Source organism: Sphingopyxis sp., assembly GCF_035944815.1.
Taxonomy (GTDB): Bacteria; Pseudomonadota; Alphaproteobacteria; order Sphingomonadales; family Sphingomonadaceae; genus Sphingopyxis.
On the sequence record NZ_DASZAU010000013.1, the window covers coordinates 349,307 to 369,213 of the forward strand.

A 19,907-nucleotide genomic window follows, 5' to 3' on the forward strand; every position below is an offset into this window, starting at 1 on the left:
GCCTAGTGGCGCGGGCACGAAGCAGCGAAAGGAAGATTATGATCGTCGGGGTGATTGGCGCGGGCCAGATGGGCGCGGGTATCGCGCAGGTATCGGCCGCCGCGGGCCATGACGTACTGCTTTTTGACATCAATCTTTTCCGTGCCGAAGCGGGCAAGGCCGGAATCGCGAAGAGCCTCGACCGGCTCGTCGCCAAGGAAAAGATGAGCCAGGCCGACGTCGATGCGCTGCTCGACCGAATCAGGCCCGTCGAGGAGCATCACGCCTTTGCCCCCGCTGATCTGGTGATCGAGGCAGCGACTGAGCGCGAAGAGATCAAGCGGTCGATCTTCGCGAATGTCGGCAAGCATCTTTCGAACACGGCGATCCTCGCGACCAACACCAGCTCGATCCCGATCACCCGCCTTGCGCAGGCCGCACCCGACCCGGCGCGTTTCATCGGCGTCCACTTCTTCAATCCGGTGCCCGTCATGGGCCTCATCGAACTGATCCGCGGCCTTGCGACCAGCGACGATACGCTGGCGAAGGTCGAAGCGTTCGGCCGCGGGCTCGGCAAGGAAATCGTCCATGCCAATGATGCGCCGGGCTTCATCGTCAATCGTGTGCTGATGCCGATGATCAACGAGGCGATCTTTGCGCTCGGCGAGGGCGTTGCGACGATGCAGGACATTGACACCGGCTGCCGGCTCGGCCTCAATCACCCGATGGGGCCGATCACGCTCGCCGACTTCATCGGTCTCGACACCTGCCTTGAAATCATCCGCGTGCTCTACAGCGGTACAGGCGATCCCAAATTCCGCCCGGCGCCGCTGCTCGTCCAATATGTCGATGCCGGCTGGGTCGGCAAGAAAGCGGGTCGCGGCTTTTATGACTGGACGGGTGAGGCGCCCGTGCCGACGCGGTAAGGCTGGCGCCGGGCCAGCGGGGTGCGTGCGGAACGCGGCTACCGGATGGTCGAAAATCGATATAGGACGGCAGGGTCGCAGCCGTTTGGGCTGCTGTGCGTTGGTTCATTAACCGCAACAGGGGAAAGTCGATGCGCCGTCCCATTCTGATCTGCCTCGCCGCCGCAGCCTTGGTCGTCCCCGTTCATGCCCAGCAGGGGGCTCCCGAAGAATCGACGATCAAGGATACCGCCAACGACGTGACCGAGCCGTTCGATGGCAAGGAGGTTCCACCGAAACTGTTGGCGATCCAGGAAAATCCCTATTCGCTCGACGGAATGGGCAAATGCGCTGCGATCATCCGCGAAGTCGGCGAGCTCAACGAGGTGCTCGGTGCGGACGTTAATGAACAGGTCGACAAGAGCCGTGCCAAGAAGCGCGAGGAAACCGCCGGCCGCGTTGCAGGAAATGTGGCGGGGTCGATCATCCCCTTTCGCGGCCTTATCGGCGAAGTCACCGGCGCCAATGCCGAACGGCGTCGGTACGCGCTCGCCGTCTATGCGGGCACGGTGCGCCGCGGTTTCCTGAAAGGTGTCGGTCTCGAACGCGGCTGCAAGGCGCCGGCCCGCCCCTGAGTCCCGCCGTCAGAGCGGGGTATAGACGACCCGGCAGCTTTCGGGCGCCGAACGTAGCGCGGTGTTCCATGTCACCTCATTGCCACTGCGCTGGAGCCGCGCGCCCTTCTTGTTCTCGTACACCGCCCCGCCGGTCGACGGGGTCTGTTTCAGCACCATCGATCGCATGCCGTTGACACGGACGATGGCTGTGCTGCCGACATAATCGACCTTCAGCTTGGTGCCGCGGTTGCAATCATAGCTGGTCCCGGTGTTGCGCGGTACCGACGAACAGGCCGCGAGTGCGAGGATCGCAGCGCCGGCTGCGAAAAATGTCGTCGTTTTCATCCCCATTTCCCCTTAATAGCCCGACCGGACGCAAAGGACGTCGGCGAGGTATACCCGACCGTTGATCGTTTCCATATGTTCGCGCGCGGACCCGTTCCAGCCGATCGAACGGCACCAGGTATCGGCCGCCTGCGCGGCGCAATTGGCGGTCGCCGAACCCCTGGTGCAGGCAAGTACCCGATAGTTTCGCTCGGACGGCTGCGTATGGAATTCGGCGAAATTGCCGCGCGCGACCTGGTCATTGGCGGGCGGGTTGGGGTTCCAGCCGCCACCGCCGCCGACCGGACGGATCGACTGGATCGTCAGGCCGCGCAGGACGTTGTTGAGCATCGGCGTGTCGCGATCGACCGTCCGGCAATTGCCGCGAAAGCGGGTCTTCTCGCATAGTTCCCAGCGTCCGTTCGGAACGCGGATCGAATTGACCGGCCAGGCGAGGCCAAGGTTCGGCTTTTCTTCGCCGATGAACACCGCGGGGCCGCGATAGCCCGCATCGCGATAGATGGTGGCTTCCGGGGGGCGCTCGGGGCGGTATCGTTCGGTTTCGGCGGTCTGCGCGTATGAGGTGGCGAGGAACCCCGCCCCTATCGACGCCGCAACCGCGGCAACGATCGACAAACGATAAGCGGTTTTCATCACAGCCTCCCATTTTGCGAACGCGACCCGGGATTCGTTATATCCCTGAGTTTACGGCATTCGCGGGCAGCTTGCAAATTCTCCCAAATCCTCGGGGCGATGAGGCGCTCCGCGTTAAGGAGCCTTTGCGGCGGGCAGCGCGGGCGCGGCCTCGGGCGATGCGACCGGTGCAACGGGGGTGGCCGGCACGGGTTTGGCAAGCGGCGGCGCGATGCCGAGCATCAACCCCGCGAGCGCTGCCGACATCAGGTTCGACAGGCTGCCCGCCAGCAGCGCCTTCAGGCCCAGCTTGGCGATCATCGGGCGCTGGTTCGGCGCAAGCCCGCCGGTCACCGCCATCTGGATCGCGATCGAACTGAAATTGGCGAAACCACAAAGCGCAAAGGTCGCGATCGCGACCGCTGCCATCGACATGTCGCCCTGCGCCCGGCCAAGGTCGATGAAGGCCACGAATTCGTTGAGCACGACCTTGCTGCCGAACAGCCCGCCGACGGTCGCGCTTTCCTCCCACGGCACGCCCATCAGCCACATGACGGGGCGAAAGATCGCGCCGATGATTGCCTGGAACGACAGGCCGTCGATGCCGAACCAGCCGCCAATCCCGGCGAGAATGCCGTTGGCGAGAGCAACGAGCGCGACGAAGGCCATGACCATCGCGCCGACCGCAACCGCCAGCTTGACGCCGGTCTGTGCACCCTGTGCCGCTGCCATGATGATGTTCGCGGGCTTTTCCTCGTCGTGGCTTGCCTCGGGCATCACGACGGGTTCGATGCCGATATCCTTGGGATCGTCGGGCATCATGATCTTGGCCATCAAGATGCCGCCGGGCGCCGACATGAAGCTCGCGGCGAGCAGATAGGGCAGGAGGTGCGGGCCGATCATTCCGGCATAGGCGCCGAGGATCGTCCCCGCGACCCCGGCCATGCCGACCGTCATCACGGTGAACAGCTGCGGCGGGGTCAGGCCGGCAAGATAGGGCCGGATGACGAGCGGCGATTCGGACTGGCCGACGAAGATGTTCGCCGCGGCGCCGAGGCTTTCGACCTTGGTGATGCCGGTAACCTTCTGGATCGCACCGCCGACCCATTTGATGATCAACTGCATGATCCCGAGATAATAGAGGACCGAGATCAGCGAGGCGAAGAAGATGATCACGGGCAGCGCGCCGATCGCGAAGACGGCTTTGCCATAGGGCGCCTGCGTCAGCACCTCGCCGAACAGGAATTTCGTGCCCTCGTCAGCATAACTCAGCAGATTCGATACGCCGTTCGACATGGCCTGGATCACCGCGCGGCCCCATGGCGTGCCGATGACGAGCACGGCGAAACCGGCCTGGAGCAGGAAAGCGGGGATGACGATACGCGGGCGAATCCAGCGGCGGTTCGACGAAAAAAGCACGGCAATCGCAAGCAATGCGATAATGCCGAGCAGACCGATCAGGCGTTCCATAATTTAGCTGCGTCCCCCGCAAGTTTAATGGGCCTGTCTAGCGGGCTTTGGCGCCGGGGCAAGAGCTCCGCGGCAGGGCGTGGGTACGGGCGCGCGGCGATACCGGGATCGCTGCCGGGTCGCTTCGATGATCGGCGTAATTTTATTTCAAAGGTCACGAAGGTCACGCTACGCACCCCCTCAGTTTCGCTCGCGGGGCGGGCGATGAAAGGGTGCGGGGACTGGGTGGAGCGGTCGGCGTTGGCCATCGGGCGACCTTATGGCGCGCGGATAACGTAGGACAGCGAAATATGCACGGTGCCGGCGGGCGTGGATGAGCCGGGTCGCGATGGGACGCCGCCGTTGTTTCGCGGTCTTTCCAGCGCCCGCAAAAGCGACTATCGGGCGGCATGACCGAACCGACCTCGGCGGCGCTGCCGCGCACACTTTCGCCTTCCCTCTTCCTGTTCAGCATCGTCTACGGCGGCATGGTCGTGCTCGCCGGGGTGCTCGGGAACAAGCAGGTCGCCCTCGGCAGCTGGCTGGCGGTCGAAGCGGGTATCTTCGCCTTCCTGATCCTCGTCGCGCTGTCGAGCGCGGTGTCGGAACTGCATGGCCAGTCGGTCGCGAACCGCCTCGTGCTCTGGGGTTTCGTGCCGCTGGTCCTTTCGATCATGCTCACCGCGCTGGTCCTCGCGCTCCCGGCGTCGCCCGAAATGCAGCCCGAGCGGCTCGCGGCGTTCGACATGATCCTCGGGCAAAGCCCGCGGCTGATGGCGGCGGGTATCGTCGCCTATGGCACGTCGCAATTCCTGAACGTCACGATCTTTTCGAAGCTTCGCGGACGCGAAGGCGCCGGCACAGGGGCGACATGGATCGCCATCCGCGGCGCGATCGCCAGCGCGCTCAGCCAGATCGTCGATACTTTGCTGTTCGTCACCATCGCCTTTTACGGCGTGTTCCCGATCGCCAACCTGATGGGCGGACAGATGCTCGCCAAGGTCGCGCTGTCGGTGCTCGTCATTCCTTTCGTCATCACCGGGCTGGTTGCACTCGGCCGCAGCCTCGATGCGAAGAACGCCGGATGATATCGATGACCGATCCTTCGAAAATGCCCGACCTGCTCGCCAAGGCCGAAACGCTCGTCGAGGCGCTGCCCTATCTGCAGCGTTATGCCGGCGAGACCTTCGTGATCAAATATGGCGGTCATGCGATGGGCGATCCCGAGGCACAGCGCGATTTTGCCGAGGATGTCGTGCTCTTGAAGGCGGTCGGCATCAACCCGATCGTCGTGCACGGCGGCGGCCCGCAGATCGGCCGGATGCTGAAGCAGCTCGGGATCGAATCGACCTTCGTCGGCGGCCTGCGCGTCACCGACGCTGCGACCGCTGAAGTCGCCGAAATGGTCCTCGCGGGCAAGATCAACAAGGAAATCGTCAGCTGGATCGCCGGGCTCGGCGGCCGTGCGGTCGGTATCTCGGGGAAAGATGCCAATCTTGTCCTTGCCGAGAAGGTTCGCCGCACCGAACCCGATCCCAATTCGGGGATCGAGCGCCATGTCGATCTCGGCTTTGTCGGCGAACCCGTTGCGGTCGACCCGACGATCCTGACCAATTTGGCGAACGACAATTTCATTCCGGTCGTCGCGCCCGTCGCGCTCGGTGCCGATGGCGCGACCTATAATATCAACGCCGACACGATGGCGGGCGCGATCGCGGGCGCGATCGGCGCGAAACGTTTCTTCCTGCTGACCGACGTTGCGGGCGTGCTTGATAAATCGGGGGCGCTGCTGACCGACCTCGACCGTTCGGCGATCGACACGCTCAAGGCCGACGGCACGATCACCGGCGGCATGATACCCAAGGTCGAAACCTGCGTGGCCGCGGTCGATGCAGGAGTTGAAGCCGCGGTCATCCTCGATGGCCGCATCCCGCACGCCATGTTGCTGGAAATTTTCACCGCAAGGGGTGCGGGGACGCTCATTCACCGCTAAAAGCGCTTTTCTCGACCTTCCGGCCGGAGCCCCCAATGTATCTGATGTTTCTTCAAATCCTGTCGATCCTCCTCAACATCCTGTGGTGGATCATCATCGTGCAGGCGGTGATGTCGTGGCTGATCGCCTTCAATGTTATCAACACGCATAATGATTTCGTGAACCAGCTCTGGCAGGTCCTCGAACGGATCACCGAACCGCTCTACCGCCCCTTCCGCCGTATCATGCCCGACTTCGGCGGGCTCGATCTGACCCCGATGGTGGTGCTGATCCTGATCATCATCCTGCAGGGGCCGGTGATTTCCTATCTTTATACGCTCGGCATGAACAGCGGGGCAATCTGACATGGCCGACGGCGCGCACATGATCGACGGCAAGGCCTTCGCCGCGAGCCTGCGCGCGCGGATCGCCGAAGCGGTTCCGGCATTCGAGGCTGCAACCGGCCGCGCGCCTGGCCTTGCGGTCGTACTGGTCGGCGACGATCCGGCGAGCGCGGTCTATGTGGGGTCGAAAGGCAAGGCGACCGTTGCGGCCGGCATGGCAAGCTTCGAGCACCGCCTGCCCGCGACTGCGACACAAGACGAGGTCGAGGCCCTGTTGCGCCAGCTCAATGCCGATGAGGCGGTCGATGGCATCCTGCTGCAATTGCCGCTTCCCGGCCATCTCGACGAACAGGCGGCGGTGGCCACAATTCACCCCGACAAGGATGTCGACGGACTGACGCCGGTCAGCGCCGGACGGCTCGCGCTCGGCATCCCGGGCATGGTGCCATGCACGCCCTATGGCTGCCTGTTGCTGTTGCAGGACCGGCTCGGCGACCTGTCGGGCAAGGATGCGATCGTCGTCGGGCGTTCGATCCTCGTCGGCAAGCCGATGGGCCAATTGCTGCTCGGCGCGAATGCCACCGTTACCATGGCGCATAGCCGCACCCGCGATCTGCCCGACCTCGTCCGCCGTGCCGACATTGTCGTGGCCGCGGTCGGCCGCGCCGAGATGGTGAAGGGCGACTGGATAAAACCGGGCGCGATAGTGATCGATGTGGGTATCAATCGCCTGCCGGCTGGCGAAGGCGAGGCGAAAGGGCGGCTGGTCGGCGACGTCGACTATGCCGAAGCCGCGGCAGTCGCCGATGCGATCACGCCGGTGCCCGGCGGCGTCGGCCCGATGACGATTGCCTGCCTGCTGCGCAATACGCTCGTCGCCGCGCATCGCCGCGCGGGGCTTGTCGATCCGGAGGGTTTTTGATGCGGCGTCTGGCCATCGCGGCGACTTCGCTTTCGATGATTGCGGGCGGCGCGGTGATCGCACGCGAACGCGACCCCCTCGCCGCGAATCCCAGCGCTTTCATCGCCGCCGAAATCGGCTTTGCGCGGCTTGCGCAGGAAAAAGGCCAGTGGACCGCGTTTCGCGAAACCGCGGCGCCCGAGGCCGTGATGTTCGTGCCGCAGCGCGTGAATGCGCGCGACTGGCTGAAGTCGCAGAAGGATCCCGCCGAGGCGGTGAAGTGGCAGCCGCACGCGGTCTATATCAGCTGCGACGGCAATGTCGGTGTCACCACCGGTGCTTGGCAGAAGGGGCCGGCCAACGGCTATTTCACCACGGTCTGGTTGCGCGACCCCAAGAAGGGCAAGCTCGCCTGGACGCTTGACCATGGCGATGCGCTGGCGACGCCGCGCGAGGCATCCGATTTCATTGCGTCGAAGCAGGCGGTCTGCGGATCGCGCCCCGCCGTGCCGATCGAGGCGGGCGGCGAGGGTGAGGATATGGCGGTCGGCCTGTCGCCCGACCAGACGCTGAGCTGGACGTCGACCGTTCGCGGCGACAAGTCGCGCCGCCTGACGGTCCGTCTGTGGGACGGCAAGGCGATGGCGACCGTCATCGACGATCAGGTCGCGGCGCCCAAGCAGCCATGATCGATCTTTTCATCTCCGCCTTCGTCACGCTGTTCGTGGTCATCGACCCGCCGGGCTGCGCACCAATCTATGCCAGCCTGACGACGGGGGCGAGCCCGCAGCAGCGCCGTTCGATGGCGATCCGCGCCACGGTGATCGCGGGGCTGATCCTCGTTTTCTTTGCGATGTTCGGCGAAGCGCTGTTGAGCTTCCTTCACATCGATCTCGACAGTTTCCGCATCGCGGGCGGGATCATGCTGTTCATCATCGCGATCGACATGGTGTTCGAAAAGCGGACCGAACGGCGCGAGCAGCGTGCCGAAAAGGTCATGGCGACCCCCGAGATCGAGGATGTGTCGGTGTTTCCGATGGCGATGCCGATGCTCGCCGGACCGGGATCGATCGCATCGGTGATGCTGCTCGTGTCGCAGAACAACGGGCTCGACCGTGCGTTCGTGATTTTTGGCGCGCTGTTGCTCGTCCTGCTGCTGACGCTTGCCGCGCTGCTGTCGGCGGGGCCGTTGATGCGCCTCATCGGCAACAAGGGCGAAGCGGTGATTACCCGGCTGCTCGGCGTGCTGCTCGCGGCGCTTGCGGCACAGTTCGTGATCGACGGGCTCAAGGCGAGCTTCCCCAGCCTCGGATAAAAAGGGGCGCCGCCCGCAGGCGACGCCCTCTCTTTTCCACGGGAATGGAACCCTGTCAGCGCGCCGCGTTGACGTCGGCCTGTGTGACCGGCGCGATGCGGATTTCGACGCGGCGGTTGCACTGATAATCGGCCTCGCTGCGTTCGGGCGAGCATTTCAGTTGCGATTCGCCATAGCCGAGCGTCGCCATGCGCGCGCGCTGGATGCCGCGACCGGCGAGATAGTCGGCGACCGAGGAGGCGCGGCGCTCGGACAGGCCCTGATTATAGCTGTCGCTGCCCGTCGAATCGGTGTGGCCGTAAACGTCGATATAGGTGCTCGGATATTCGGCGAGCGTCGAGGCGACATTGTCGAGCGCGCTGCGGAACTGCGATTTCACCATCGCGCTGTTGAGGTCGAAGGTGACGTCGCCGGGCATGTTGAGCACGAGCTGGTCGCCCTGCCGCTCGACATCGATGCCGGTGCCCGCGGTGCGTTCGCGCAGCTTCTTTTCCTGCTGGTCCATATAATAGCCGACGCCCGCGCCGGCGACCGCGCCGATGCCCGCGCCGACGATTTCCTCGGTGCGGCTGTTCTTGCCGCCGATCAGGTCGCCGAGCAGATAACCGCCAAGCGCGCCGCCGACGCCGCCGATCGCGGCTTTCGATATCTTGCGCTCGCCGGTCACCGGATCGGTGACGCAGCCGGTCAGCGCGATCGCTCCGATGCTGGTAAGGATGGTGAGCTTGATCGTCCTGCTATTCATCTTTTCGCTCCCTTTATTCGGCGGTTGCCTCTGGTCCTGCATATACCGCCCGTCGTGCGGATAACATATGGCTGGCGATCTGGTTCCAGAATCCGGCTGAACGATCGATGAGCCGGGTGTTCAGGTGTGTGCCATTGTGCATTGCGATGACTTTCGCCTATAGGGCTGACATGACCGACGCTGACAGGGGCCGGGCGCCGACGCGCCGCACGACCGCCCGATGAGCCCTTTTCCCTGGTCCGACGTTGCGATCATCGCGATCCTCGTCCTCCTCAACGGCGTTTTCGCCATGTCCGAACTCGCCATCGTCTCGTCGCGCGACCCGCGGCTGCAGGCGGCCGAGAAGCGCGGCAGCCGCGGCGCCAAGATTGCGCGCCAGCTCGCTTCCGATCCCGGGCGTTTCCTGTCGACGGTGCAGGTCGGCATCACGCTGATCGGCGTCCTGACCGGCGCCTATTCGGGCGCGAGCCTAGGGCAGCCGGTCGCCGACCGGCTCGCCGCCTGGCTGAGCCTCGATGCCGAGACCGCCGAAGCGGCGGGCTTCGCTGCGGTCATCGCGCTCACCACCTATTTCTCGCTGATCGCGGGCGAGCTGGTGCCCAAGCAGTTCGCACTGCGCTCGCCCGAGCGGATCGCGATCTTCGTGGCCGTCCCGATGTACTGGCTGTCGCGCGTCGCGGCGCCGCTCGTCTGGCTGCTCGACAATAGTTCGGGGCTCGTGTTCCGCCTGCTCGGGCTCAACCGCGAATCGGAAGACCGGGTGACGGCCGAGGAACTGCACCTGATCGTCGCCGAGGCTTCGAAGTCGGGGGTGATCGAGGAAAGCGAACGCGCGATCATTTCGGGCGTCGTGCGCCTCGCCGACCGGCCGGTGCGCGAGGTGATGACGCCGCGCAAGGATGTCGACTGGATCGATATCTCGCTCGACGCGCGCGGCGTCCGCGACAAGCTGGTCGAAACGCCGCACAGCCGCCTGCCGGTCGCGCGCGGGTCGGTCGACGATATCGTCGGGGTGGTGCAGGCGCGCGACATCGCGGCGGCGCTGTTCCGCGGCGAGGTGATCGACCTCGAGCAATTGATGCGTCCGGCGAAGGTCATCCACGACCAGATCGACGCGATGGATGCGCTCGAGGGGCTGCGCGCGGCCGAGGTGCCGATGCTGCTCGTCCATGACGAATATGGTCATTTCGACGGGCTGGTGACGCCCGCCGACCTTTTGTCGGCGATCGCCGGCGAATTCGCATCGGACCAGGATATCGGCAGCGAACCCTTCGTCGTCGAGCGCGACGACGGCAGCCTGCTGATCGCGGGCTCGATGCCCGCCGACCAGATGGCCGAACGGCTGGGGATCGAACTCGGTGAGGACCGCGATTATGCGACCGCCGCGGGGCACGTCCTTGCGATCCTGAAGCATCTGCCGACCGAAGGCGAGAAATTCACCGACAAGGGCTGGCGCTTCGAGATCGTCGACATGGACGGGCGCAAGATCGACAAGCTGCTCGTCACCGAATTGTCGAAACCCAAGGACGACGAGGACGAATGACCTCGGGCCGATTTCGGTCTTAAAGCAACAAAAGATACGGACGTTCGCGGTCATTCTGTCTCCTTTGTCGCTTTAAGGAGGTGCGGGGGCATCGCCTCGTCGCGCAGCGCGGCGTGAACGACCGTCATGTCCGGGCCGCCGCTGACATCGATGGCGCCGCCCTTCAGGACGCGGACGATCGTGACCCCATTGAGGGCGCGGTCCATCGCGATGCTGAACTGGTGCGTGCGTCCCATCGCAATCGCGCGTTCCCAACCAGCAGCGAAACTTGCCGCTGCGTTCCGTTCGCGGAGGCGGTAAGCGGACGCACGGCCCATGCCGACGGCATGGGCGGCCTTTCCGACCGAGCCCATCGCTGCGAGCGCGCGGATGAAATTGGCTTGCGTTTCGGGCGTCCATCCGTCGGCGCGGCGGCGTTGCTGCGGGACGGGCTGGAAGGCGAGGACTGTGCCGGCGAGCAGCTCGGCGGGCGGGGGGCTTTGTTCCATCGACCAGTTTGAAGCATGGTCGGATAATGTAGGAAAGCGTTATTCGAAGGTCTGCTTTGGGGTGGTGAGCGAATTGTCTGCTTTTGGGGAACGGATCGACGATTGCTGACGCTTCTAGGGGAAAAGTATCCAGCACCAATGGTGCTATTTGCGGAGTTTAAGCTCTGCCGGACAGAATGTTAAAGTCCGGCATTTCACCCACCGAAACGGCCGGAAACTCTAGTGCATGAGCTAAAATGTTAGGATCGGTTTCGATCCAGCTAGCGAAATTCTCTCCTGCCCATGAATATCCTTCCTTACCATCGCACTTGAACAAGAAAGACACAAACTCCTCGGCGATGGATCGCCCCCAATCTAGAGCAGCCTCTTCTGACGCCGCGGCGATCCAGACAGCCGCGCTATCTTCATCATCCCAACCGTGACGGGCGTTATTCTCAAACTGCGCTGGTGTCTCGTAGCCGAAGCAGTACAGGCGTGCTGTTATCATCCAAGAGAGGCTAGCGTCGTCTCAATCGGGGTCAAGGGCAGCTAACTGACGATTTGGTCATTCAGCTTTCGATTGCCACTGAATGCACGGCCGGTTTCGGGCCGCGAATGACCATCGGTGAGCGACCACCATCGGTCGAAACCGGTTTTATAGCTCGCTCCCCAGCGCACCGTATTTCGCTTCGAAGCCGGCCTTGTCGCCGCGCGCGAGATAGCCCGCCTGATCGACGATATTGTCGCGTGCGATACGGCCCTGGAAGGCGCCGAGCTGCGGGTCGATCCGCGCGATGTCGGCGTCGGTCCAGTCGGCGATCTGCTGGAAGCTGGTGACGCCGAGACCGCTCAAAAGAACGGCGAGCTTGGGGCCGACGCCCTTCAGCAATTGCAGATTATCCGCTCCCGTTTTCGCCGGAGCCGGTGCCGGAGCGGGCTTCGCGGCGGGCGGCGGTGGAACGGTCGGTTCTTCGGGGATGGCCGCGGCGGCCTTGGCGGGGGCGGGTTTTGCAGCCTTTTTGGCTGCGGGCTTGGCGGCCGGCTTTGTCGCAGGCTTTGCAGCGGGTTTCGCCGCCGGTTCCTTGGCAGCGGTTTTCTTCGCTGCGGGTTTTGCGGTCGCTTTCGGCTTCGCCGCGGGTTTGGGTGCGGGAGGCGGGGCCTCCGCAGCCGGTTCCGCGACAGGTGCGGGCTCAGGCGTGGCGGGCGGCGCCTTGGCGGCGGGTTCGGGCGCCGGCGGCGGCGCGACCGGCGCGACGGGCGGCGCTTTGGGTTCGATCGGCTTGAAGCGTGCGGGTTCGGCGGCGATGATTTCGGGCTTCACCGGTTCGAGCGGCTTGGCGGGCTTGGCGGGCTCGACCGACGGCGGCGCAATCTCTTCGGGCTTCGACCGGCCGAACAGCCACCAGAGCAGCACGACGGCGACGACGAGACCGACGACCGCGATTATGTAATTTTCCTGAAGCCAGGCCACGATTGTCTCCACTCCTGATTTTCGGTCAGCCTATGCGGGCTTATGCGCCGGGTCTACCTTAACGAGCGGGCCACCATGAATTTGCTCGCCCGAAAACGTCACTCCGCTTCGCGCGCGACCTCGCGCCAACCGATATCGCGGCGGCAGAAACCGCTCGGGAAGTCGAGCCTGTCGACCGCGGCATAGGCGCGCGCCTGCGCCTCGGTGACGCTTTTGCCCGTCGCGGTGACGTTGAGCACGCGGCCGCCGGCGGCGACGAGCGTGCGATCCTCGCGCGCGGTGCCGGCGTGGAAGACGCGCACGCCGCCCGCTTCGGCATCGGCGATGCGGTGGATCGCGCCGCCCTTTTCGGGGGTGCCCGGATAGCCGCGGGCCGCCATCACGACGGTGAGCGCATAGTCGTGCGAAAAGGCCGGCGTCTCGGCGGTTGCGATCGTCCCGCTTGCCGCGGCGTGGAGCAGCGCGGCGAAATCGCCCTTGAAGCGCATCATCAGCACCTGGCACTCGGGGTCGCCGAAGCGGCAATTATATTCGATCAGTTTCGGGCCTTCGCCGGTGAGCATCAGGCCGGCGAACAGCACGCCGACATAAGGCGTGCCCTCGGCTGCGAGCGTCTTAACTGTCGGGCGGATGATACGATCCATCACCGCGGCTTCGAGATCGGCGGTGAGCACGGGGGCGGGGCTGTAAGCGCCCATGCCGCCGGTGTTCGGCCCGACATCGCCGTCGCCGACGCGCTTATGGTCCTGCGCGCTGCCGAAGGCGATGACGTCGGTGCCGTCCGAGAGCGCGAAGAAGCTCGCTTCCTCGCCGGTCATAAATTCCTCGATCACCACCTCGGCGCCCGCGCTGCCGAAGGCGCCGTCGAACATGTCGTCGATCGCCGCTTCGGCTTCGGCCTGCGTTTCGGCGATGATCACACCCTTGCCCGCGGCGAGGCCGTCGGCCTTGATCACGACGGGGATCGAAAAGCCTTCGAGGACGGCAAGCGCTTCCTCGGCGCTGGTGCAGCGGACATAGGCCGCGGTCGGGATCGATGCCCGCGCGCAGAGATCCTTGGTGAAGCCCTTCGAGCCTTCGAGCCGCGCGGCGGCGGCGCTCGGACCGAAAGCGGGAATACCGATCGCGGCGAGGCGGTCGGCGAGGCCCGCGACGAGCGGCGCTTCGGGGCCGACGACGACGAAATCGATCGCATGCGCCTTTACGAAGGCGATCAGCCCGTCGATGTCGTCGACCGGGATCGGCACGCATTCGGCATAGAGCTCGATCCCCGGGTTGCCCGGTGCGGCATAGAGCTTGGCGCAGCTTGGCGATTGTGCCAACTGCCAGCTGAGCGCATGTTCGCGGCCCCCCGATCCGACCAGCAGGATATTCATGTCAGTCCCTTTTCCCGATACGGCGTCCGACGATGGCACCGAAGCGCGGCTGTTAGCCGAGGCGGCGCCCGGCGACAATGCGCCTGCCTTGTCGGTCAGCCAATTGTCGGCGGCGATCAAGCGCACCGTCGAGGATGGCTTCGCGCGCGTGCGCGTGCGGGGTGAGCTGTCGGGGACGAAACGCGCGGCGTCGGGGCATTTCTACGCAGCGCTGAAGGACGATAATGCGCTGATCGACATGGTGATGTGGAAGGGGCAGGCGGGGCGCCTCGCCTTCCGTCCCGAGGACGGGATCGAAGTGATCGCGACGGGCAAGCTCACCACCTATCCGGGGCGGTCGAAATATCAGCTCGTCGTCGATACGCTCGAGGTCGCGGGCGAAGGCGCGCTGATGCTGCTCTTCGAGAAACTGAAGGCGCGGCTCGGCGCCGAGGGGCTGTTCGACCGCGGGCGCAAATATGACCGGCTGCCCTATCTGCCGCGCACGATCGGGGTCGTGACCTCGCCGACCGGCGCGGTGATCCGCGATATCCTTCATCGGCTCGCCGACCGCTGCCCGACGCATGTGATCGTCTGGCCGGTGCTCGTGCAGGGTGACGGCGCGGCGGCGCAGGTTGCGAATGCGATCCGCGGCTTCGACGCCATCGAACCCGGCGGGCGGGTGCCGCGCCCCGATCTGGTCATCGTCGCGCGCGGCGGCGGATCGATCGAGGATCTGTGGGCGTTCAACGAGGAAATTGTCGTGCGCGCGATCGCCGATTGCCGCATCCCGACGATCAGCGCGGTCGGGCACGAGACCGATGTGACGCTCGCCGACTATGCTGCCGACGTGCGCGCCCCGACCCCGACCGCCGCGGCCGAAATGGCGGTGCCGGTGCGCGCCGAACTGATGTCGCAGCTCGCGACGTGGAACGGGCGCATCATCGGCGCGGCGAACCGGCATCAGGCGCTGGCAGGCGAGCGACTGACCGCACTCGCGCGGCATTTGCCGAAGCGCGACGCGCTTTACGCGCCGCAGCGCCAGCGGCTCGACGATGCGGGCGATCGGCTCGACCGGAGTCAGCGCCACCGGCTGGCGGTGATTTCGGAACGGCTTGCGACGCGCGGTGCGGCGCTGCGGCCCGCATTGCTCGCGCGGCGCTGGGACCGCGACCGCGCGCTGCTGGAGGGATTGGGGCGGTTGCTCGACAGTCTCGATCCGCGCGCGCTGCTGTCGCGCGGCTATGCGATGGTGCGCGATAGCGGTGGCGCGATCGTGACGACGGCGGCGAAGGCGCGTGCTGCCGGGCATCTGCAGCTGCAGTTCGCCGATGGCGAGGTGCCGGTCGCGATCGGCGGCGATGATGCGCCGTCTCCTGCCGCGCCGAAGCCGGTCCGCAAAGTGCCGCCGGCGGAGCCGAAGCGAGGGCAGGGCGAGCTTTTCTGAGCTTCCGGGGGTGGCTGCGTGGCGCGATGCTGTTATAGTCGCCGCAACGACGTACCGCCGAATGGATAGAGAATCATGTTGATCGCCAGCCGCAACCGCCTTGCCCGCCTGCAGTACGGACCGAACGGTTTTCGCGTCCTCGCGCCCGGCGACCATGTGCTGTGCGCGGTGAGCGGCGCTCCGATCGGGCTCGACGAGCTGCGCTACTGGTCGGTCGCGCGGCAGGAGCCCTATGCGACCGCCGAGATTTCGGTGCAGGCCGAACTGGACGCTGCGCGCCGGGCATGAGCTTTGTGAAGGATTGGCGGCGGCACGGAACGGCGCTTGCGCTTCTGATCGTCGCTGCCGGTTGCGTCCCGGCCGCCGAGACCGAGGCGAAGCCGGCACCGCGCCCGTCGGGGGTATCTGGCCCCGTGACCACCCCGGTTCCGGCGCCGCCGCGTGCGCCGGCGCGGCGGGACTTCACGCTTTCGGGAATCGCCGAACAGGGCGCGGCGATGGTCGGGCGGGTGCCGAGCGACACGCGCGCACTCGCGCTCGACGGAAAGCCGATTCCGGTCGTGGCCGACGGCGGCTTCCTGATCGCGTTCGACCGCGATGCTCCGGTGACCGCGCGGCTGGTCGCGACGCTGGCCGACGGGCGCACGGTCGAGCGCGCCATCGCGGTTGCGCCGGGCAGCTGGCGGCTCGAGCATATCAACGCGCCGTATCGCGGCAGCGCGTCGAGCGACGCCGATTTCGAGCGACGGCGGCCCGCCGAACTCGCGCAGATCGCCGCCGCGCGCAGCGTGCCGGTCGAATCCGACGGCTGGCGGCAGGCGTTCCGCTGGCCGGTCGCCGGGCGCCTGTCGGGCTTCTTCGGCTCGCAGCGCGTGTATCAGGGCAAGCCGGGCAGCTATCACAGCGGCACCGACGTCGCGGTGCCCGCGGGCACGCCGTTCGTGGCGCCCGCCGATGGGGTCGTGACGCTGGCGGCGAGCGCCCCCTTCACGCTCGAAGGCAATCTGCTGATCGTCGACCATGGCATGGGCCTGAGCAGCGCTTTCCTCCATTGCCAGCGGCTCGACGTGAAGGTCGGCGACCGCGTCGTCCAGGGGCAGCAATTGGGCACGGTGGGGCGCACCGGGCGCGCCACCGGACCGCATATGCACTGGGGGCTGAAATGGCGCGACGCCCGCCTCGATCCCGGAAAACTCGCGGGGCCAGTGGCGCGCTGAGCCCTGCGGACCTTGCCCGCGAATTCGTAACCGATGAAACAAAATGTCGTGAAGGCTGCGCTTTTCGCGCATTGTATTTCGCCGCGTCCCGCACTTGTTGCAAATACGTCACAATGGCTTTTGAAACGACGGAAAGCGGCGGGAATTTCCTTTACTCCCGATGAACGAGAAGCCATCCCGCACGCTATCGGGGCATTTACGTGCCGGCTTTTGCCGTCGCAACGGGGGTCCAGGTAGTTCATCCATCAGTAGCAAGGGACTGCACTGTGAAGAAAACTCAATATTCCAAGCTGAAGCTCGGCGCCGCGCCGCTCGTCATGAGCGTTGCGCTGGTTTCGGCTCCTGCCTTCGCGCAGGACGCACCGGCTGAAGACACGGCCAGCAGCGCCGAAATCGTCGTCACCGGTACGCTGATTCGCAACCCGAACCTCGAAAGCTCGTCGCCCGTCGCCGTGATCGGCGCCGACGAAGTCGCGCTTCGCCAGACCAACAACGCCGAACAGCTCCTGCGCGAACTGCCGGGCGTGACGCCGAACCTTGGCGGCAACGTCAACAACGGCACCGTCGGCAGCGCCCGCGTCGACCTTCGCGGCCTCGGCGCGAACCGCAACATCGTCCTTCTCGACTCGCAGCGCCTCGCGCCGTCGAGCTTCTCGGGCATCGTCGACCTTAACAACATCCCCGTCGCGCTGATCGAACGCGTCGACGTCCTGACCGGCGGCGCTTCGACCAGCTATGGTGCAGACGCGGTTTCGGGCGTCGTGAACTTCGTCACGAAGCAGGATTTCGCCGGCCTCGACGCCACCATCAGCGAACAGATCAGCGAACGCGGCGACACCAACGTCTTCCGTGCCGACCTCGTTCTCGGTGCGAACTTCGACGATGGCCGCGGTAACGCCGTCCTGGCCGTCAGCTACCAGGAAGCCGATCCGCTGTACTTCGGTGCGCGTCCGTTCGGCGAATTCACCATTTCGTCGGCCACCGGCGTGTCGTCGGGTGACTCGTTCACCTCGTCGCCGACCGGCATTTCGACCGCGACCGACGATTTCCAGATCTCGCCCGACGGCTCGAGCCTCGTGCCCTTCTACAACGCGTTCAACTTCAACCCGTTCAACGTCTACACGACGCCGTTCGAGCGCTTCAGCTTCTACGGCAAGGCGCGCTACGAAGTTTCGGACAAGCTGGAAGTCTATGCCCGCGGCCTCTTCTCGAAGAACCGCGTCAGCTCGATCATCGCCGCTTCGGGTATCTTCGGCACCGCCGGTCTGACCGTCCCCGGCCAGAACCCCTATCTGAACGCCACGATCCGCAACCAGCTTTGCGGCTTCGCCGGCATCGCGCTGGGCCCGACGTGCGACAACAACCCCGCCATTCCGCTGCAGACGGTCTATCGCCGTTCGGTGGAACTCGGGCCGCGCATCAGCGAATATGTGACGACCTTCTTCGACTATACGGCCGGCCTGAAGTATTCGTTCAACGACTCGCTGAAGCTCGACGTCTATGGTTCGTACGGTGAAAGCGAAAACGCCGAAACCCGTACGGGTTATGTGGCCAACTCGCGCGTCCAGCAGGCGCTGAACGCGACGAACACCACGACCTGCCAGAACACGACCAACGGTTGCGTTCCGCTCAACCTGTTCGGCCCGCAGGGCAGCATCACCCCGGAAATGGGTGCGTTCATCGGCGGCATCAGCAGCACGATCGTCAACCGCACGTCGCTGGCGCAGGTCCATGGCGTCCTGTCGGGCGACTTCGGCGGCGCGACCCTGCCGTGGGCATCGGAACCCGTCTCGTTCGCGGTCGGTGGCGAGTATCGCAACTACACCGCACAGCGCGCACCCGATAACCTCGCTTCGATCCCGGGCGAACTCGGTGGCGCCGGCGGCGCGATCCTTCCGCTGAACGGCGGCTTCGACGTCAAGGAAGCGTTCGGCGAACTCATCGTTCCGCTCGTTTCGGACAAGCCCTTCTTCGACGAACTGACCTTCGAAGCGGGTGTCCGTTATTCGAAGTACAAGATCGACGCGACCGGCACGCCGAAGTTCAACGCGACCACCTACAAGTTCGGTCTGAACTGGTCGCCGACCGACGCGATCAAGTTCCGCGGTAACTATCAGCGCGCGGTTCGCGCCCCGAACATCGGCGAACTGTTCGCACCGGTGTCGACGGGCCTGACCAACCTGCTGATCGACCCCTGCGCGGGCGCGGCTCCGACCACGAACGCCAACCTGGCGGCAGTCTGTATCGCACAGGGTGCACCGGTGGCTTCGATCGGCGCGATCCAGAACCCGAGTGCCGGTCAGGCGAACTCGACGGGTGGCGGCAATCCGAACCTGCGTCCGGAAAAGTCCGACTCCTACTCGGTTGGCGTCGTGCTCCGTCCGCAGGATCTGATCAGCGGCCTGACGATCACGCTCGATTACTACAACATCAAGGTGAAGGACGCGATCACGGCAGCAACGCCGGGCGACGTCATCGCCGCTTGCTTCGGTAACATCACCGCGGCTTCGGCGGCCGATCCGGCTTGTACGAGCATCCGTCGTAACGCGATCAACGGCCGCCTCAGCGGTACGTCGACCGTCGCAAACCCGATCCCGGGTCTGCCGACGCCGCTGACCAACAACGGCCAGCTCAAGACCGACGGTATCGACCTCACGGTCAACTACCGCACCGATCTGGGCTTCGCGGAACTGCAGCTGAACTTCGCTGGTAACTACACGTTCAACTCGAGCTTCAAGGCGTCGCCGTCGGCCGTCGAGCGCGAGTGCACGGGCTTTTACAGCACCAACTGCGGTATCTCGAACGGTCTGACCGTCGGTTCGCTGCAGCCTGAGTTCCAGTGGACCCAGCGCACGACCCTCGCGTTCGACAAGATCGACCTGTCGCTGCTGTGGCGTCACATCGACGGCATGCAGTATGAACCCGGCCTGCCGCCGCTCTTCTCGGGCACCATCACGGGCAAGGGCGAACTGGTTGGTCGCCAGGTCAACTTCAACCGCATCAAGGCGTACGACTATTTCGACCTGACGGCGCGCTTCGCCTTCTCGGACAATGTTGACCTGACCCTGTCGGCGTTCAACCTGTTCGACAAGCAGCCCCCGATCGTCGGTTCGAGCGCCGGTTCGACCACCTTCAACGGCGGCAACACCTATCCGTCGACCTACGACACGATCGGTCGCCGTTACGCTGCATCGGTGCACTTCAAGTTCTGATCCGCACCGAT

At 65.2% G+C, this 19,907-nt stretch carries 21 protein-coding genes; 13 read left to right on the forward strand and 8 right to left on the reverse strand.

Going from position 1 to position 19,907, the window contains the following annotated elements; translation table 11 throughout:
• The first annotated feature begins 38 nt into the window (after positions 1-38).
• Complete coding sequence (locus VGU00_RS19100; protein WP_327471375.1) at positions 39-905, forward strand: 3-hydroxyacyl-CoA dehydrogenase NAD-binding domain-containing protein; 867 nt, start codon at positions 39-41, stop codon at positions 903-905.
• A gap of 131 nt (positions 906-1,036) precedes the next feature.
• Positions 1,037-1,519 (forward strand): hypothetical protein, encoded by a 483-nt coding sequence (locus tag VGU00_RS19105; protein WP_327471377.1) that lies wholly within the window; start codon positions 1,037-1,039, stop codon positions 1,517-1,519.
• A gap of 9 nt (positions 1,520-1,528) precedes the next feature.
• On the opposite strand, the gene VGU00_RS19110 is transcribed toward VGU00_RS19105, so the two are convergent.
• From VGU00_RS19110 to VGU00_RS19120, 3 genes are all read right to left on the reverse strand, one after another.
• Positions 1,529-1,846: an MliC family protein gene (locus VGU00_RS19110; RefSeq protein ID WP_327471379.1), complete on the reverse strand. Its 318-nt coding sequence runs from the start codon at positions 1,844-1,846 to the stop codon at positions 1,529-1,531.
• A gap of 12 nt (positions 1,847-1,858) precedes the next feature.
• A complete protein-coding gene (locus tag VGU00_RS19115) occupies positions 1,859-2,479 on the reverse strand; it encodes a beta/gamma crystallin-related protein (protein WP_327471381.1) in 621 nt (206 codons plus the stop codon).
• Between the two features lie 114 nt (positions 2,480-2,593).
• Positions 2,594-3,928 (reverse strand): NupC/NupG family nucleoside CNT transporter, encoded by a 1,335-nt coding sequence (locus VGU00_RS19120; RefSeq protein ID WP_327471383.1) that lies wholly within the window; start codon positions 3,926-3,928, stop codon positions 2,594-2,596.
• A 389-nt stretch (positions 3,929-4,317) separates the two neighbouring features.
• On the opposite strand from VGU00_RS19120, the gene VGU00_RS19125 reads away from it, so the two are divergent.
• Genes VGU00_RS19125 through VGU00_RS19150 form a run of 6 tightly spaced genes read left to right on the forward strand, consistent with a single transcriptional unit; the run spans position 4,318 to position 8,439 of the window.
• A complete protein-coding gene (locus VGU00_RS19125; protein ID WP_327471385.1) occupies positions 4,318-4,995 on the forward strand; it encodes a queuosine precursor transporter in 678 nt (225 codons plus the stop codon).
• Positions 4,992-5,900: an acetylglutamate kinase gene (gene argB / locus VGU00_RS19130; RefSeq protein ID WP_414713581.1), complete on the forward strand. Its 909-nt coding sequence runs from the start codon at positions 4,992-4,994 to the stop codon at positions 5,898-5,900. The genes VGU00_RS19125 and argB overlap by 4 nt, the downstream gene beginning before the upstream one ends.
• Before the next feature lie 35 nt (positions 5,901-5,935).
• A complete protein-coding gene (locus VGU00_RS19135; RefSeq protein WP_058803412.1) occupies positions 5,936-6,244 on the forward strand; it encodes a YggT family protein in 309 nt (102 codons plus the stop codon).
• A 1-nt stretch (position 6,245) separates the two neighbouring features.
• Positions 6,246-7,145, forward strand: a complete 900-nt coding sequence (gene folD / locus VGU00_RS19140) for a bifunctional methylenetetrahydrofolate dehydrogenase/methenyltetrahydrofolate cyclohydrolase FolD (RefSeq protein ID WP_327471389.1) — start codon at positions 6,246-6,248, stop codon at positions 7,143-7,145.
• The gene (locus VGU00_RS19145) at positions 7,145-7,813 is read left to right on the forward strand and encodes a hypothetical protein (protein ID WP_327471391.1); all 669 of its coding nucleotides are present in this window, start codon (positions 7,145-7,147) and stop codon (positions 7,811-7,813) included. The genes folD and VGU00_RS19145 overlap by 1 nt, the downstream gene beginning before the upstream one ends.
• A complete protein-coding gene (locus VGU00_RS19150) occupies positions 7,810-8,439 on the forward strand; it encodes a MarC family protein (RefSeq protein WP_327471393.1) in 630 nt (209 codons plus the stop codon). The genes VGU00_RS19145 and VGU00_RS19150 overlap by 4 nt, the downstream gene beginning before the upstream one ends.
• 55 nt (positions 8,440-8,494) lie before the next feature.
• Here VGU00_RS19150 and VGU00_RS19155 read toward each other — a convergent pair whose 3' ends face one another.
• On the reverse strand, positions 8,495-9,184 hold the full coding sequence (locus VGU00_RS19155; RefSeq protein ID WP_327471395.1) for an OmpA family protein: 690 nt from the start codon (positions 9,182-9,184) through the stop codon (positions 8,495-8,497).
• Between the two features lie 220 nt (positions 9,185-9,404).
• Here VGU00_RS19155 and VGU00_RS19160 point away from each other — a divergent pair, with 220 nt between their 5' ends.
• Positions 9,405-10,727, forward strand: a complete 1,323-nt coding sequence (locus tag VGU00_RS19160) for a hemolysin family protein (RefSeq protein WP_327471397.1) — start codon at positions 9,405-9,407, stop codon at positions 10,725-10,727.
• Positions 10,728-10,777: 50 nt separating this feature from the next.
• Here the strand turns inward: VGU00_RS19160 and VGU00_RS19165 are convergent, their stop codons facing one another.
• From VGU00_RS19165 to purD, 4 genes are all read right to left on the reverse strand, one after another.
• Positions 10,778-11,215, reverse strand: coding sequence for a hypothetical protein (locus tag VGU00_RS19165; RefSeq protein WP_327471399.1), 438 nt, complete (start codon positions 11,213-11,215; stop codon positions 10,778-10,780).
• A gap of 157 nt (positions 11,216-11,372) precedes the next feature.
• Positions 11,373-11,702 carry a hypothetical protein gene (locus tag VGU00_RS19170; protein ID WP_327471401.1) on the reverse strand — a complete coding sequence of 110 codons (330 nt, stop codon included), beginning with the start codon at positions 11,700-11,702 and terminating at the stop codon, positions 11,373-11,375.
• A gap of 147 nt (positions 11,703-11,849) precedes the next feature.
• A complete protein-coding gene (locus VGU00_RS19175; protein ID WP_327471403.1) occupies positions 11,850-12,665 on the reverse strand; it encodes a hypothetical protein in 816 nt (271 codons plus the stop codon).
• 98 nt (positions 12,666-12,763) lie between these two features.
• Entirely contained in the window at positions 12,764-14,041 is a 1,278-nt protein-coding gene (purD, locus tag VGU00_RS19180; RefSeq protein WP_327471405.1) for a phosphoribosylamine--glycine ligase, read from the reverse strand.
• On the opposite strand from purD, the gene xseA reads away from it, so the two are divergent.
• From xseA to VGU00_RS19200, 4 genes are all read left to right on the forward strand, one after another.
• Complete coding sequence (gene xseA, locus VGU00_RS19185) at positions 14,040-15,467, forward strand: exodeoxyribonuclease VII large subunit (protein ID WP_327471407.1); 1,428 nt, start codon at positions 14,040-14,042, stop codon at positions 15,465-15,467. The genes purD and xseA overlap by 2 nt on opposite strands.
• Positions 15,468-15,542: 75 nt before the next feature.
• A complete protein-coding gene (locus VGU00_RS19190) occupies positions 15,543-15,755 on the forward strand; it encodes a DUF2093 domain-containing protein (protein ID WP_327471409.1) in 213 nt (70 codons plus the stop codon).
• Positions 15,752-16,684: a M23 family metallopeptidase gene (locus VGU00_RS19195; protein WP_327471411.1), complete on the forward strand. Its 933-nt coding sequence runs from the start codon at positions 15,752-15,754 to the stop codon at positions 16,682-16,684. Before VGU00_RS19190 ends, VGU00_RS19195 begins: the two co-directional genes overlap by 4 nt.
• A gap of 266 nt (positions 16,685-16,950) precedes the next feature.
• Positions 16,951-19,896, forward strand: coding sequence for a TonB-dependent receptor domain-containing protein (locus tag VGU00_RS19200; protein ID WP_327471412.1), 2,946 nt, complete (start codon positions 16,951-16,953; stop codon positions 19,894-19,896).
• Positions 19,897-19,907 lie beyond the last annotated feature (11 nt).

Coding starts and splice junctions, on each gene's coding strand:
- VGU00_RS19110 (WP_327471379.1), bottom strand. CDS start 1,846: ATGAAAACGACGACATTTTTCGCAGCCGGCGCTGCGATCCTCGCACTC.
- VGU00_RS19150 (WP_327471393.1), top strand. CDS start 7,810: ATGATCGATCTTTTCATCTCCGCCTTCGTCACGCTGTTCGTGGTCATC.
- VGU00_RS19190 (WP_327471409.1), top strand. CDS start 15,543: ATGTTGATCGCCAGCCGCAACCGCCTTGCCCGCCTGCAGTACGGACCG.
- VGU00_RS19195 (WP_327471411.1), top strand. CDS start 15,752: ATGAGCTTTGTGAAGGATTGGCGGCGGCACGGAACGGCGCTTGCGCTT.
- folD (WP_327471389.1), top strand. CDS start 6,246: ATGGCCGACGGCGCGCACATGATCGACGGCAAGGCCTTCGCCGCGAGC.
- VGU00_RS19105 (WP_327471377.1), top strand. CDS start 1,037: ATGCGCCGTCCCATTCTGATCTGCCTCGCCGCCGCAGCCTTGGTCGTC.
- argB (WP_414713581.1), top strand. CDS start 4,992: ATGATATCGATGACCGATCCTTCGAAAATGCCCGACCTGCTCGCCAAG.
- VGU00_RS19170 (WP_327471401.1), bottom strand. CDS start 11,702: ATGATAACAGCACGCCTGTACTGCTTCGGCTACGAGACACCAGCGCAG.
- VGU00_RS19115 (WP_327471381.1), bottom strand. CDS start 2,479: ATGAAAACCGCTTATCGTTTGTCGATCGTTGCCGCGGTTGCGGCGTCG.
- VGU00_RS19155 (WP_327471395.1), bottom strand. CDS start 9,184: ATGAATAGCAGGACGATCAAGCTCACCATCCTTACCAGCATCGGAGCG.
- purD (WP_327471405.1), bottom strand. CDS start 14,041: ATGAATATCCTGCTGGTCGGATCGGGGGGCCGCGAACATGCGCTCAGC.
- VGU00_RS19120 (WP_327471383.1), bottom strand. CDS start 3,928: ATGGAACGCCTGATCGGTCTGCTCGGCATTATCGCATTGCTTGCGATT.
- VGU00_RS19135 (WP_058803412.1), top strand. CDS start 5,936: ATGTATCTGATGTTTCTTCAAATCCTGTCGATCCTCCTCAACATCCTG.
- VGU00_RS19125 (WP_327471385.1), top strand. CDS start 4,318: ATGACCGAACCGACCTCGGCGGCGCTGCCGCGCACACTTTCGCCTTCC.
- xseA (WP_327471407.1), top strand. CDS start 14,040: ATGTCAGTCCCTTTTCCCGATACGGCGTCCGACGATGGCACCGAAGCG.
- VGU00_RS19160 (WP_327471397.1), top strand. CDS start 9,405: ATGAGCCCTTTTCCCTGGTCCGACGTTGCGATCATCGCGATCCTCGTC.
- VGU00_RS19145 (WP_327471391.1), top strand. CDS start 7,145: ATGCGGCGTCTGGCCATCGCGGCGACTTCGCTTTCGATGATTGCGGGC.
- VGU00_RS19165 (WP_327471399.1), bottom strand. CDS start 11,215: ATGGAACAAAGCCCCCCGCCCGCCGAGCTGCTCGCCGGCACAGTCCTC.
- VGU00_RS19100 (WP_327471375.1), top strand. CDS start 39: ATGATCGTCGGGGTGATTGGCGCGGGCCAGATGGGCGCGGGTATCGCG.